Annotated in this window: 14 protein-coding genes and 1 pseudogene; 10 read left to right on the top strand and 5 right to left on the bottom strand. The window is 59.7% G+C overall.

Going from position 1 to position 12,329, the window contains the following annotated elements; all coding sequences use genetic code 11:
- Positions 1 to 274 (bottom strand): annotated as a pseudogene (locus FB593_RS26015) (IS110 family transposase); the annotation flags it as partial.
- 130 nt (positions 275 to 404) lie between these two features.
- Between FB593_RS26015 and FB593_RS27665 the strand changes: the two are divergent.
- A complete protein-coding gene (locus tag FB593_RS27665; protein WP_186447992.1) occupies positions 405 to 545 on the top strand; it encodes a hypothetical protein in 141 nt (46 codons plus the stop codon).
- Positions 546 to 680: 135 nt separating this feature from the next.
- Here FB593_RS27665 and FB593_RS26010 read toward each other — a convergent pair whose 3' ends face one another.
- The gene (locus FB593_RS26010) at positions 681 to 1,358 is read right to left on the bottom strand and encodes a glutathione S-transferase N-terminal domain-containing protein (RefSeq protein WP_145167366.1); all 678 of its coding nucleotides are present in this window, start codon (positions 1,356 to 1,358) and stop codon (positions 681 to 683) included.
- Positions 1,359 to 1,386: 28 nt separating this feature from the next.
- Positions 1,387 to 2,001, bottom strand: a complete 615-nt coding sequence (locus FB593_RS26005; RefSeq protein WP_145167364.1) for a glutathione S-transferase — start codon at positions 1,999 to 2,001, stop codon at positions 1,387 to 1,389.
- A 114-nt stretch (positions 2,002 to 2,115) separates the two neighbouring features.
- Between FB593_RS26005 and ftrA the strand changes: the two genes are divergently transcribed.
- The gene (gene ftrA / locus FB593_RS26000; protein WP_145167362.1) at positions 2,116 to 3,099 is read left to right on the top strand and encodes a transcriptional regulator FtrA; all 984 of its coding nucleotides are present in this window, start codon (positions 2,116 to 2,118) and stop codon (positions 3,097 to 3,099) included.
- A gap of 99 nt (positions 3,100 to 3,198) precedes the next feature.
- Here the strand turns inward: ftrA and FB593_RS25995 are convergent, their stop codons facing one another.
- Positions 3,199 to 3,918, bottom strand: a complete 720-nt coding sequence (locus tag FB593_RS25995; protein ID WP_145167360.1) for an ArsR/SmtB family transcription factor — start codon at positions 3,916 to 3,918, stop codon at positions 3,199 to 3,201.
- Between the two features lie 122 nt (positions 3,919 to 4,040).
- Between FB593_RS25995 and FB593_RS25990 the strand changes: the two genes are divergently transcribed.
- Together FB593_RS25990 and FB593_RS25985 are read left to right on the top strand one after the other, a co-directional pair.
- The gene (locus tag FB593_RS25990) at positions 4,041 to 4,469 is read left to right on the top strand and encodes a nuclear transport factor 2 family protein (RefSeq protein WP_210246050.1); all 429 of its coding nucleotides are present in this window, start codon (positions 4,041 to 4,043) and stop codon (positions 4,467 to 4,469) included.
- Between the two features lie 6 nt (positions 4,470 to 4,475).
- Positions 4,476 to 5,831: an MFS transporter gene (locus tag FB593_RS25985; RefSeq protein WP_145167370.1), complete on the top strand. Its 1,356-nt coding sequence runs from the start codon at positions 4,476 to 4,478 to the stop codon at positions 5,829 to 5,831.
- 144 nt (positions 5,832 to 5,975) lie between these two features.
- Here the strand turns inward: FB593_RS25985 and FB593_RS25980 are convergent, their stop codons facing one another.
- Positions 5,976 to 7,019: a zinc-dependent alcohol dehydrogenase family protein gene (locus FB593_RS25980; protein WP_145167356.1), complete on the bottom strand. Its 1,044-nt coding sequence runs from the start codon at positions 7,017 to 7,019 to the stop codon at positions 5,976 to 5,978.
- A gap of 100 nt (positions 7,020 to 7,119) precedes the next feature.
- On the opposite strand from FB593_RS25980, the gene FB593_RS25975 reads away from it, so the two are divergent.
- The 6 genes from FB593_RS25975 to FB593_RS27660 all read left to right on the top strand — a co-directional run bounded on the left by FB593_RS25975 (position 7,120) and on the right by FB593_RS27660 (position 11,661).
- The gene (locus FB593_RS25975; RefSeq protein ID WP_145167354.1) at positions 7,120 to 8,043 is read left to right on the top strand and encodes a LysR family transcriptional regulator; all 924 of its coding nucleotides are present in this window, start codon (positions 7,120 to 7,122) and stop codon (positions 8,041 to 8,043) included.
- Positions 8,044 to 8,275: 232 nt separating this feature from the next.
- Positions 8,276 to 8,794, top strand: a complete 519-nt coding sequence (locus FB593_RS27995) for an MFS transporter (RefSeq protein ID WP_321186337.1) — start codon at positions 8,276 to 8,278, stop codon at positions 8,792 to 8,794.
- 3 nt (positions 8,795 to 8,797) lie between these two features.
- Positions 8,798 to 9,415, top strand: coding sequence for a hypothetical protein (locus FB593_RS27990; protein ID WP_321186336.1), 618 nt, complete (start codon positions 8,798 to 8,800; stop codon positions 9,413 to 9,415).
- Between the two features lie 285 nt (positions 9,416 to 9,700).
- Positions 9,701 to 10,279: a TetR/AcrR family transcriptional regulator gene (locus tag FB593_RS25965; protein ID WP_145167352.1), complete on the top strand. Its 579-nt coding sequence runs from the start codon at positions 9,701 to 9,703 to the stop codon at positions 10,277 to 10,279.
- A gap of 48 nt (positions 10,280 to 10,327) precedes the next feature.
- Positions 10,328 to 11,257, top strand: coding sequence for a DMT family transporter (locus tag FB593_RS25960; protein WP_145167350.1), 930 nt, complete (start codon positions 10,328 to 10,330; stop codon positions 11,255 to 11,257).
- A gap of 254 nt (positions 11,258 to 11,511) precedes the next feature.
- Entirely contained in the window at positions 11,512 to 11,661 is a 150-nt protein-coding gene (locus FB593_RS27660; RefSeq protein ID WP_186447991.1) for a hypothetical protein, read from the top strand.
- Positions 11,662 to 12,329: the final 668 nt, after the last annotated feature.

Here is a 12,329-nt window from a genome sequence, read left to right as displayed (position 1 = left end):
GCGGCATCAGTTTTGTTGCGTTTGAGGTAGGCCTTCACGTAGGCGGGTGGCATCAACCGAACCGTATGCCCCAAGGCCTGAATTTCCCGAGCCCATAATGCGCGCTGCCACAGGCTTCCATCCCTACGAGACAAGGCTGCAACTTGCGAAAGAAGTCCAACACCTGCGATCGACGCAGTGCGCGACGTACGATCACGACTCCTTCTTCGGCTATGCCATGAACCTGAAAGACGGATTTGGCCAGATCGAGCCCGACTGTGGTAATCTTCTCCATGGAGCGGTCCTTCCTCTTTGTGGCGTTTCAACACGACCACGTTAGGCACTTGATGCCGTTTGAGAAGGGCCGTTCCACCTCATCAGCTTCGGGCCGACTGGGCCTAATAGTGGTGAAGGAGCATGCCGCTATGCTGAAAGAAATCTACGAAATATTCAGGGAGACGGTGCTCCTCTTAACCCTGCAGGGGAAAGGTGCAAGCGGCAACAGCGAAAAGCGTGGTCGCCAAGGACAGCAACGAAGTCGAGACCCCGGCCGTCATCACGATTGAATCCACAGGACCTCAGCCTCAAGGATTTGACGTGTACGAGACAGCGAACTGGCTCAGGCTCATCGTTGGACAAGACGCCATCATATCCATGAACTCCTCAAGATGCCCTGTCCAAACCTGTGAAAAACAACCCACCTACGTTTCCCTGAACGGCGCAATCCTGGCGAAATCGGTCCGCTCCCGTTGCGAGCGGCCGACCGCGATCCCACGCTGTACAGCGGGCCTTGCCATGACTGTTTCGAACCACCTTTCCAGTCGGGGAAAGTGACGAAAATCCTGCCCCTGCTTTGCATGGGGCACGATCCAGCCGACGCAGGCGATGTCCGCGATCGAATACTCCCCGGCAAGATAGTCCCGGTCGCCGAGCTGGCGGTCCAGAACTCCGTAAAGGCGCGCGACTTCTTTGGTGTAACGGTCGATCGCATAGTCGATTTTTTCTGGTGCGTAGTGTCGGAAATGGTGAGCCTGACCTGCCATCGGTCCCAGGCCACCCACCTGCCAGAACAGCCACTGGTTGACCTTCGTCCGGCGGACGTCGTCGTCGGGATAGAAGCGCCTGAACTTGCGCCCGAGATACTGAAGGATTGCGCCAGACTCGAAAATCGCTAGCGGCTCACCGTTTGGGCCATAAGGATCAACGAGCGCCGGGATGCGGTTGTTCGGCGAGATCGTCAGGAAGGCGGGATCGAACTGGTCGCCGTTCACGATGTCCACGAAATTCACATCATAAGGCACGCCGAGTTCTTCCAGCATGATGGTGGCCTTCCACCCGTTGGGCGTCGGCCAGTAGTACAGTTGAAGCGGTGCGGTCATGGGCATGCTCGATCCACTGGTTTCGTTATCAGCTGAAGGGGAAGGTACCAAACGCCGCTGTCGCCTCCGCGCGGGAAGAAAGTGCTGCAAGCGCCGGATGAGCTTCGGCTGTGATGATGTCCGGCAGCATTTCGCGCGAGAAACGGAAAGCGATGGCGCTGGTGATGTCGGCTTGAAGCGGCCGGTTGCCGAACAGCCAGGCATCAGATTGCCGCACCTCCACTTCGAGCAGTCGATAGGCCGCCGTCAACTGGCCCTGAACCCGGTCGATCCAAGGCTCATGTTGCCGTTCCGCCGGCCGAAGGTTGTGCTCGTAAACGATCTGGACCGTCTTCTCGCTAGCGGCAAGCGCGAGGCCGATAACCCTTTGGGCGCGGACAAAGGCGTCAAGACCGGATGGTGTCAGTTTTCTGTCCGGATTGGCCAGTCGCTCCCCCAGTTCGAGGATCAGACCCGAATCCATGAGGGCAGTTCCATCGTCTGTGATCAGCGTCGGCGCCTTCACCACAGGATTGATCGCAGCGAAGGTATCGAATGCCGAGAAGACCGATAGAGGCTGATGCTCAAAGGCGATGTCTTGCAGATGAAAGGAGACGGCTACTCGCCGCACATAGGGAGAATCCAGCATTCCGATAAGTTTCATTACGTTTGCTCCGTTCTTCTGGGGGATCGAGAGGATTATTGATCCGCGCCCAGAAACGCTAGCGCTCGCGCACGGCCGTTGCCAGTGGCCTGATTTGCCACTAACGTAAGGATCATGCCAATCGTTCCAAATCCTCTCGTCGTCATCCTCGCCTACGACCAGCTCTGCACGTTTGAGTTCGGCTGCGCCTTTGAGGTGTTTGGCCTGTCTCGGCCTGAAATGGGACCGGGCTGGTATCGTTGCGTTACCGCGGCGACTGAACCGGGACCGATCCGGGGTGCGGGGGGCTTGCGGTTAGAAGCCGATGGCGGTCTGGAATTGCTCGACGCCGCCCACACCATCGTTATTCCCGGCTGGCGCGGCGCAAACGCTGTCGCTCCGCCAGCGCTACTCGACGCACTCCGGCGCGTCCATGCCGCAGGAACCCGGATCGTGTCGATCTGCGGCGGTGCCTTCGTGCTCGCGCAGGCGGGCCTGCTTGCAGGCAGACGCGCGACGACGCACTGGCACCATCTCGACACACTCGCAGAGCGTTATCCGCAAGTCGTCGTGGAAAGACAGGCGCTGTATGTCGACGAAGGAGATATCCTGACGTCGGCCGGAAGCGCGGCTGGCCTCGACCTTTGCATCCACATTGTCAGAAAGGATTTTGGCGCGCGAGCGGCCAACAGCGTGGCGCGCCGGCTGGTCGTGGCTGCGCATCGAGACGGCGGACAATCACAGTTCGTCGAACGATCTCTTCCGCCGCCTTCAGGGGGGCGCCTCTCCAATCTGCTCGACATGGTCCAGAGGCGGATCGGCGAGAAATGGACGGTCGAGCGCATGGCCGCCGAAGCTCATGTCAGCGTCCGCAGTATTCACCGACATGTTTGTGACGCGACCGGGTTGGCGCCGGGCGAGTGGCTTCAGCGGCAGCGAATTGCCTTCGCGCGCGACCTGCTAGAGGAAACCACACTGTCCGTCAACGACATTGCCGCACGTTCCGGCTTTGGTACGGGTACGAACTTCCGCCAGCATTTCCGTGCCGCCACCGGCCTGCCGCCGACGACTTACCGGACCCGGTTCCACGTCGATGACGGCAGGTTCACCGTGGTGTAGATGGCGATAGCCCTCAGCACCTGAGGCAACGTCATGTTTGCCATCAAGCTGGTTTCAGCTCGGACGCTTTGTGCGAATTTCGCGGCGTCAAGTCGTGAACTATCTTGCGTCAGGGTCGTGCCCGATGCTCTGCCTCTCAAGATCAAGATACGCCTTCAGGGCCTTCCAGCCTTTTGGCGTGACCTCCACAGCGCGCGTGGAAGGCGGACGCTGGAACCATCCAAGCGCGCAAGCCTGCGCCAGAAACTGCGTTCCGAGGGGACCGGCAAGATGGTGTTCGCGCTCGGTCCAGTCGAGGCACTGGCGCGCGACGCCATGCCGGCCCGGAGTGATCCGGGCAATATCCAGTCCCAAGCGGCTGAACCACGCGGCACCGTCAGGCGTGATAAGGAAGGTTTTTCCCTCTCCATGTGCGAGGTAGCCACGGCTGAGCATCGCTCTGGTAATTCCAACGCCCAGACTTCCGGCGAGATGATCGTAGCAGCAGCGCGCGAAACGAAGATGTTCCGCCGCCCGATTGGGCGCTTTGCGACGCACAGGCTCGCCGGGGCCGAAAGAGGCCAGATGCTTGAGCAGGGAAGCGACTTCGGGACCGGGCAGCCGATAATAACGATGACGGCCCTCCTTCTCGACGCTCAGCAGTCCACCGGCCAGAAGCTTGGCCAGATGAGAACTTGCAGTCTGCGCCGATACGCCTGCGCCATAGGCCAGCTCTCCGGCCGGGCGGGCGCGTCCATCCACCAGCATCAGCAGCATGGCCGCACGTGCGGGATCGGCAATCAGCGCGGCGGCGCTTGTAATAGCGGGTTGTGGGTTCATGCCGGTGCTCCTTGCGTGCACCGACTTTAGCACAGGATCCGGACGGACGCTTCGATCGAGATCGAAACATCTGATTTCCGTTTGAAACTATACTTGGCCCGTCGCCGCACAGGGAGCCAATCATGACAGCAGACACCGAAGCCGCTATCCGTCACATTTACGAACAATGGCATGAGACCGTTGTACGCCGTGATATCGAAGGGCTTATGGCGCTCTATTCCGATGACGCCATTCTCGAAAGCCCGCTGGTTTGGACCGTTCAGCCAGAGCTTGGCTCCGGCATCCTTCACGGTAAGGCGGCCATCGGTGATTTTTTCGCTGCCGGTTTCCGAAGCCCGTCGAACGGCCTCGGCCGCTGGTACCGAACGGGAATCTTCTTCGCCAACGGTCACCAACTGACATGGGAGTATCCGCGCGCGACCCCCGACGGCGACCAGATCGATCTGGTCGAAGTCATGGACGTGGCGGGCGGGCTGATCAAGCATCACCGCGTCTATTGGGGCTGGGTCGGTTTCAGAACGTTGTCCAATGTGCCCGTGGGGGTCAGCTAAGTGGAGATGAGAACGGCAGAAAACGAACGCCGCCGCATCCTGGCCGCCACCAGCATCAGCTACGTGGTCGTCATCCTCGACACGTCGATTGTGAACGTTGCGCTGGAACGCCTTTCGGTGGCATTTTCAGCACCGGTCGAGAGCCTGCAATGGGTCGTGAGCGGGTACACCCTCAGTCTCGCGGCGCTGCTGCTGACGGGCGGCCGCCTTGGGGATCGCTACGGAGCGCGCAATGTTTATCTGGTGGGCCTTGGCCTGTTCACGCTGGCGTCGCTGCTCTGCGCGTGCGCCACGGGCCTATCCTTTCTCCTGGCGGCTCGGGTCCTGCAGGGGACCGGTGCCGCTTTGCTGGTGCCAGGCTCGCTCAAGCTCATCGACCATGCCAGTCCGGACGCCGAGAAACGCGCTCGTGCCATCGGGCTTTGGGCGGGATGCGGCGCAATCGCGATGGCGGCCGGCCCCGTGGTCGGCGGCATCCTGATCGATACCCTTGGTTGGCGCAGCATCTTTTTTGTTAACGTACCAATCGGCGCGGCCGGGATGGCGATGACCTGGCGTATCGCGCGCGACCAGCCTCTTGCACAGGCGCTGCCTCTCGACATTCCCGGTCAAATTGCGGCGATCGTGGGCCTGGTCGGGGTGATCGGTGTGCTGATCGAGGGACGAGCATTTGGCTGGACTTCACCGCCCATCCTGACCGGCGCTGCCGTGACACTGCTCGCCTGCGGGCTGTTCATCGCCATCGAGCGACGGGCAGATCACCCGATGCTCCCTGTGCGGGTGTTCCGGAGTGCGACCTTTTCCGGATCGGTCTATGTCTCCTGCGCCTCCGCATTCGTGTTCTACGGCCTCCTGTTTGTTCTTAGCCTCACATTCCAGCAACTGCGTGGATGGACGGCCCTCGAAACCGGCTTGGCCCTGCTCCCCATGACGGCGACGGTCGCGGCCGGCAGTCTGCTATCCGCCTCCATCGTAAAGGCCGTAGGCCCCCGCCGTTCACTCAGTGCCGCGTTCCTCCTGTATGCCGGCGGCGCGGTCGGTCTGCTTCTGGCCAGAACGACGACACCATACGTGTATGAGCTTCCGGCGCTTCTGGCCATTGGCTTCGCGTCCGGCTTTATCTCGCCGGCCGCCACCGCGCCCGCATTGGGCACTGTCGACAAAGAGCAGGTTGGCATCGCCGCCGGCATGCTGAACGCCGCCCGTCAAACGGGGGCGGCAGCGGGCGTGGCGACGTTGGGTTCGCAGATTGCTGCAACGACATTTTGGGGATCGGGATTCAACTTCGCACTCTGGCTGATCGTGTTCGTCTCCGTGTTGTCTGCGCGCGTGTGGTGGCGGATGAATACCGTGCGGCATTAGAGTGCTATAGCGTGGACGTAGTGCTCATCGTCATCGAGCGCGGTCCGCTATCCCCGCCGATTGCGCGCTGTGGCGCAATATTCTGCGACACAGCTACGTAGATACCGCCTATCACCGCACGCCACGGCAAGGCGGAATTGAGAATCAGCTTCCACCTTCACTGTTGAACCGAACCACAATCTTGCCGAACGGCCCGCGTTCGAGATGATCAAACGCCGCACGCACATCCTCAAAGGCATAAACCGTGTCGATCACCGGCTTGATACGATGTTCGTCGAGCGCGCGGTTCATGTCTTCAAACGCCCGTCTGTGCCCGACCGAAACGCCCTGGATGATAGCCCTCTTCAACATCATGGGGACCGCCGACAGCACGATCTCCGATCCCTTCATGAAGCCGATCTGGGCGATACGCCCGCCGCTCGCCAGTGCGGCTGCCGACTGGCTGATATTGTCGCCACCGATCAGCTCGAGCACATGATCGACGCCGCGCCCCTCGGTCAGATCCAGCGCAGAAACGGACCAATCCGGTTTTGCAAGGGTATCGATCACCCCGAAAGCACCGAACGCTTTCGCGCGTTCAAGCTTCTGCGTGCTCCGGGAGGTGACGATCACGCGGGCTCCGAAAGCCTGGGCAAACTGAAGCCCGAACAGGGCGACGCCGCCGGTGCCCTGCACCAGAACCGTCTGGCCCGCTTTCAGATGACCTGTCTTGATCAGGGCGAACCATGCCGTCAGCGCCGCAACCGGCAAGGTGGAGGCTTCCTCGTCCGTCAGCGATGCGGGTGCCCTGACAGCGATGCCCTCGTGAAGCGTCACATATTCGGACAGCATGCCCGGAAGCGGCCCGCCCAGCGACAGACCATGACGGGTCATCTCCCGTGGCGGCTCGCCGTCGATCCACTGCGTCCAGAAGTTTCCGAGCACCCGGTCGCCGACCTTGAATCGTGACACATTCGTGCCGATCGCCACGACCTCGCCCGCCATGTCTGATACCGGGACGAACGGCATGGTCGGCCTGTCGGGCAGTAACTCGCCTTCGACCACCAGCTTGTCACGATAGTTGAGGGAGACGGCCGCAACCCGGATCAGTACCTCCCTGCTGGCTGGCGTAGGCACTGGCGCCTCAGCCAGTTCCAGGTTCTTCAGTCCGAATGACGGCAACTGCCACCGTTTCATTGTCTCGCTCATTGTCAATCCTTTCACGCGTTGAGCAGGGATCTTATTGACAATCATATCGATTGTGTTGCGATGTCTTTTGTGAACACTTCCTCCATTTGGTCTCCAATCGATGAGCCTGAACCTCCATTCCCACCTTCAGGGCATTTCCGCCTTCGTGCATGCGGTAGAAACAGGCAGCTTCACGGCAGCAGCTGCACGCATGGGCGTGTCGAAATCTGCGACCGGGAAGAGCGTTGCTCGCCTCGAAGAGCGTCTCGGCATCCGGCTGCTGGACCGCACCACACGCAGTCTGAACCTGACGACCGAGGGGCAGGCCTATTACCAGAGCTGCCTCAAGGTCCTGGAGGAGCTGAATGCAGCGGAGACGCTGCTGGCTTCGCGAAAGCGCGTCATATCGGGAACCCTTCGGATCAACCTGCCGATCTCGTTTGGCCGGTTGTGCGTTATGCCCGTGCTCAGGCAAGTCGCGGACCGGAACCCTGATCTCAATCTCGATATCTCATTCACGGATCGCCAGGTCGATCTCGTCGAGGAAGGGATCGACCTTGTGGTCCGGCTTGGCGACCCCGGAGATCATGCCAGCCTGATCGGGCGGCGTTTTGGTACACAACGCTCGATCATCTGCGCTGCGCCGGCCTATCTGGAACGTTGCGGGCGTCCGGCTTCCGTAGAAGAACTCGTCAATCACGACTGCCTCGCCTTCGCCAAAGACGGCCGCCCGCTGCCATGGGCGGTTTGCGGCCCGGACGGAACGGTCAGGGCGTTCGTTATCCAGCCGCGCCATACGATCAGCCATGGCGAGGCCTTGCGGGACGCGACTGTGAACGGGCTGGGTTTGGCCTACCTTTCGACCTGGCTTGCGGCCGAGGCCCTCCACAGCGGGCGGCTTGAAGTAGTCCAGATCCCTACTCCTGCGCAAGATGTCCCGATTACTGCGCTTTGGCCGCGTTCGCGGGACTTGGCTCCCAAAGTACGGGTGGTGGTGGATGCGCTCGTCGAGGCGTTCAGGCCTACCGACGTGGTCGACCCGTGAGAAAAGGCTGTGCGTGGAGGTAGGGGGGTGATCGCATCAGCGCTGGCCAGTCGATGCTCGCGGCCGCCGATCCTGTCATCGCGGGGGAAGTACAGCGGCCAAATGGCTCAGTGCAACCAACCGCGCGGCGGTCGACAATGCATTAAGGATATTCGCGGCAAGGAAGAACAGCTTGTGACCTTGCCTTGCCTGTGGTTGAGAACAGTTCGGGTCAGCCATTACGGGGATAGAGATGAGCACTGAAGCAGGAACGACGGACAAAGTCGGTCATTCGGTCTTCCGAATATGGTTTTCGGTCGTGGTTCTGGGTGTCGCCGCGTTCACGATGGTGACGACAGAATTTGCGCCCATCGGGCTCCTGTCGCAGATTTCCGGCAATCTCGGAAAAAGCCAAGCGACCATTGGCCTTACGGTTACCCTCTACGCCTGGTTTGGAGCGATCAGCGGACTTCTGGCCCCGACCCTTATCGGGCGCATTCCGCGCAAAACTCTGCTCGTTGGGCTGATGATGGTTATCGTCGCCTCGAATGCAGGTGCGCTCCTCTCTCATTCCATCGAGACTTTCCTTCTGACGCGCTTTGCAGGCTCCATTGCACATGGTTTGTTCTGGGCGATGGTCGCGGCCTTCGCTGCGGACATCGCTCCGCCCGGTCGAATGGGCCTTGCGACGTCGATCGTTTTCGGCGGAATTTCCGTGGCGACCGTCATGGGCGTTCCGATTGTCAATCTGGTCGGCCAAGCCTTGGGATAGCGCATGGCCTTCGGCCTGATCGCGTTGGTCGGTCTTTTGGCTGCCCTTTCGATGATGGTTGTGCTTCCGAAGCTGGAAACAGGACCGCAGGACCGCAAAGCGACACTGGCCGATGTTGCATACAGTCGCCGCCTCTGGCCCATTTACGCCATCACCGCTTTCACGGCCGGCGCTCATTTCGCGGCCTATACCTTTGCGGAACCATTCATCGGCGCAATCCCCGACATTGGACCGACGACCGTACCCATACTTCTGTTTTCGTTCGGACTGGCAGGATTGCTCGGCAGTGTCCTCGGTGGCATCCTGATTGACCGGTTCATGCGTGCCGTCATCGTTTGCGCTCTGTCGACAATGGCGATTGCCCTGATTGTCATGGGCTGGAAAGGTCCGAACCTCGGTCTGATGGGTGTCGCGGCATGCATGATGAGTTGGGGTGTTGCGATCTCGATGCTGTTTGCAAGCTTGCAGACATGGATCCTCAAGGCATCCGGGCCGCTCGCGACGCCGGCAGCCGCGGTTCACACGGCAGTCCTCAACGCCGCCATCGGCTTCGGCGCTGTGATCGGGGCAGTGCTCCTCAAGGTGTCGGGTCTTTCGGCAGTCATGCTGGGGCTGGGCTGATCGCGATCCTGCCCCTCCTTTTGCTATCGAGCGTCCCAAAAATGCCCTACAGAGGGGCATCGCGTTGATCTCGCGCTGAATAACACAAGATCCCCCGAGATGAAGCGTTCGCAAATGGCAGGCCGATTCCAGTCCACCGAAGTCAAATTCAGCGGGAACCGGCCATGCCAAGCCCGTTCAAAGAATTCGCAACCCATTCACGTTGACCCTCCATCATCCGCTTGGCCACATTGACCAGCAGTCGAATTATGATACAGATCGGTCTCTATCATAATAAGGTGACAGATGCCGCGCCCCCTCGATCCCGCCAACAAACGCCAGCAGATCATCGACACGGCTTATGATCTGTTTTCCCGGTCCGGCTATCACGCGACCGGTACTGACCAGATCATTGCAGAGGCCAGCGTGGCCAAGATGACGATGTACCGCAATTTCGCTTCGAAGGATGCGTTGATCGTCGAGGTTCTGAACTATCGTGCCGCTCTCTTCGATGGTCAACTCGATGACCTTGCTCAGCGCGCCGCAACCCCTGTCGAGAAGATCGGAACGATCTTTGGATGGTATGAGCGATGGTTCCGGAGCGCCGACTTTCACGGATGCCTTTTTGCCCATGCACTTGCGGAGTTCGGTGAGCCGGGGCACCCGGTGTTTAAGGCGGTGGCTGCGCACAAAAGCAGTCTCAAAAACCGCCTGTCAGCGATCCTTGAGGCTGCGATGCACGAGGATCAGGCTGCGGCGACTTCGGATGCCATCTTCATGCTGCTCGAAGGCGCGACCGTGATGGCGCAGATGGGGGAGGGGCAGAAAGCCATCGCCCACGCCCGTCGGGCTGCATCCCGCCTGATCGGAGTTGCGGACGGATGAGGCTGGCGGCATCTGTCTGCTTTCCTTGTTACTGCGAAAGGTAAGAATTTGCGCCTCGAAGGAACTCCCCTCGGCATCACGCTGATTGTGGCCTCGGTCTTCATGCTTGCCTTCGGCGATGCGATCGTCAAGCAGAGCAGCGCCGACTTTTCACTATGGCAATTGTTCGTCGCACGCGGGCTTGTCACAGTACCGCTGATCTTCGGCATCGCCAGGGTGACGGCTCCTGCCTCCAGCCTATGGCCAAAGGCGGTGGGCTGGGTGTTTGTCCGCAGCATGCTGATTGTGTTGATGTGGATGGCCTATTACGCTGCACTTCCGTTCATGAGCCTGTCGGTGGCAGCAACGGCACTTTATACGACACCGCTGTTTATCGCCCTGTTTTCCGCAGCCGTTATTGGAGAGCCAGTCGGCGCCCGTAGGTGGTTTGGGATCGTTGTTGGCTTTGTCGGCGTGCTCGTTATTCTGCGCCCGGCGGCCGATGGCTTTTCCCCTGTCGCGCTTCTGCCTGTCCTTGCCGCCATCTTCTATGCCCTCGCAGCAGTCATCACCCGAAGCAAATGCGCTGACGAAGCCCCCCTGAGCGTCGCCATGGGGCTGAACCTTTGCCTCGTCCTGACGGGCGCTGTCGGTGTCGTGGGTGTCATGTTGTTGTCGAGTACCGAAAGTCTGACCTTTCCATTCCTGCAAAGCCCATGGATGGCAATGAGCACTAAGACGATGGCCATCATCGCGCTGCTGGGGATCTTGCTGGTCGCTGAAAGCATCTGGGTCGCAAAAGCCTATCAGATCGCGCCGGCGGCGATCATCGGCACGTTCGACTACAGCTATCTGGTCTTCGCGGTATTCTGGGGCTTTGTGTTTTTCTCGGATGTGCCCGATATGCTCACGGTGCTGGGGATTGGTTTGATCCTGGCCGCAGGATGGTTGGTCGTGCGGGGCGGCTCCAGAAACGAGGCTGAGGTTTCGCAACCTTGAAGTGATTGCGAATGGCGCGTGTAGGGCATTGCGTCCGCTTTTTCATTAGACTTTGATTTGGCAGTTGATGGCGGAGCTCTGATCGCGGCGACACAGCCGAAAGGGTTGAGCCATGGGGACAGAGCCTGCCTGGCCCTAGCCAGACAACTTCAGTTGCCGGCCGTGACTGCCGATCGCGCTTGGGCTGAAATCGCCGATGATGCGAACGTAGAGGTAGTTCTAATTCGGTGACCTTGCAATTCGAGACTTCTGAAATGGGTCATGAAATTCCGTGGGTCGCTCAGCTCTATGACCTGGGCGGCGATAATGAGATTCTCGCCGATCTCTCGGCATTGCTGCTGCGTCAGGCTGAATTGAACGGCCTGTCCGTTTTTCAAAGAGGCGTCGTCTATAACCAGCTTTAGATGCACGACATGCCCATTTCGATAAACCGTTCGATGTTGGGTGCTGATGCATATCGAAAAGACGCGGGCCAATCTTCTCACCCTCCTAAACAGGGGTATGGAGGCTGTTGTGCGCAAAGCAGAAATTGTCGAGACCATCAAATAATTCCCATCCTCTATTAAAGGGGGCAGCTGCGAAAAATCCTGGGCCTGAATCAAGATGGCCTACGCCGTCCCTTCGGCGCAATTCGGATATGTGCCAGCGCGGCCACCCTTTGAGGGAGACCTAGAAAACGCCTAGTCACGGGCTGAGAGTACAGAATGCGGATGGCGAGCGACAATATCCCAAAACTGAGAGCAAAATGGCGATACCGAACCAATATGGACCCGACAGTCCGGGTGATGTTCGAAAGCAGCACGGAACCAGCTTCTCGTATACCAGTCAGCTTGGACATCTAGGGGGCAGTCCGGCCTATCGGCGAGATTCGCGAATTTGCTCCTTGCAAGGCATCGGATGACAATCAAAGGACGATGATCATTAGGACATCGTTTGCTCATAAGGAGAGCCATATGTACCCAGTGCTGGAATCCATTCTCGTCGGGCTAGCCACTTGCGCCGTAAAGGTGCTGCCCAAGACGTCTTTACCGAGGGGGAGGAGAATGAATGTATTCAGGCCAGCCGTTATAGA

Origin of the sequence: Rhizobium sp. SJZ105 (genome assembly GCF_007828365.1) — a bacterium.
Taxonomy (GTDB): Bacteria; Pseudomonadota; Alphaproteobacteria; order Rhizobiales; family Rhizobiaceae; genus Agrobacterium; species Agrobacterium tumefaciens.
The sequence above is the reverse complement of the archived record's forward strand: the minus strand, read 5'-3'. Positions and strand labels throughout refer to the sequence as shown.

Excerpts from the sequence above, each read along its gene's own strand:
- FB593_RS27665 (WP_186447992.1), top strand. The coding sequence starts at position 405 with ATGCTGAAAGAAATCTACGAAATATTCAGGGAGACGGTGCTCCTCTTA.
- FB593_RS26010 (WP_145167366.1), bottom strand. The coding sequence starts at position 1,358 with ATGACCGCACCGCTTCAACTGTACTACTGGCCGACGCCCAACGGGTGG.
- FB593_RS26005 (WP_145167364.1), bottom strand. The coding sequence starts at position 2,001 with ATGAAACTTATCGGAATGCTGGATTCTCCCTATGTGCGGCGAGTAGCC.
- ftrA (WP_145167362.1), top strand. The coding sequence starts at position 2,116 with ATGCCAATCGTTCCAAATCCTCTCGTCGTCATCCTCGCCTACGACCAG.
- FB593_RS25995 (WP_145167360.1), bottom strand. The coding sequence starts at position 3,918 with ATGAACCCACAACCCGCTATTACAAGCGCCGCCGCGCTGATTGCCGAT.
- FB593_RS25990 (WP_210246050.1), top strand. The coding sequence starts at position 4,041 with ATGACAGCAGACACCGAAGCCGCTATCCGTCACATTTACGAACAATGG.
- FB593_RS25985 (WP_145167370.1), top strand. The coding sequence starts at position 4,476 with ATGAGAACGGCAGAAAACGAACGCCGCCGCATCCTGGCCGCCACCAGC.
- FB593_RS25980 (WP_145167356.1), bottom strand. The coding sequence starts at position 7,019 with ATGAGCGAGACAATGAAACGGTGGCAGTTGCCGTCATTCGGACTGAAG.
- FB593_RS25975 (WP_145167354.1), top strand. The coding sequence starts at position 7,120 with ATGAGCCTGAACCTCCATTCCCACCTTCAGGGCATTTCCGCCTTCGTG.
- FB593_RS27995 (WP_321186337.1), top strand. The coding sequence starts at position 8,276 with ATGAGCACTGAAGCAGGAACGACGGACAAAGTCGGTCATTCGGTCTTC.
- FB593_RS27990 (WP_321186336.1), top strand. The coding sequence starts at position 8,798 with ATGGCCTTCGGCCTGATCGCGTTGGTCGGTCTTTTGGCTGCCCTTTCG.
- FB593_RS25965 (WP_145167352.1), top strand. The coding sequence starts at position 9,701 with ATGCCGCGCCCCCTCGATCCCGCCAACAAACGCCAGCAGATCATCGAC.
- FB593_RS27660 (WP_186447991.1), top strand. The coding sequence starts at position 11,512 with ATGGGTCATGAAATTCCGTGGGTCGCTCAGCTCTATGACCTGGGCGGC.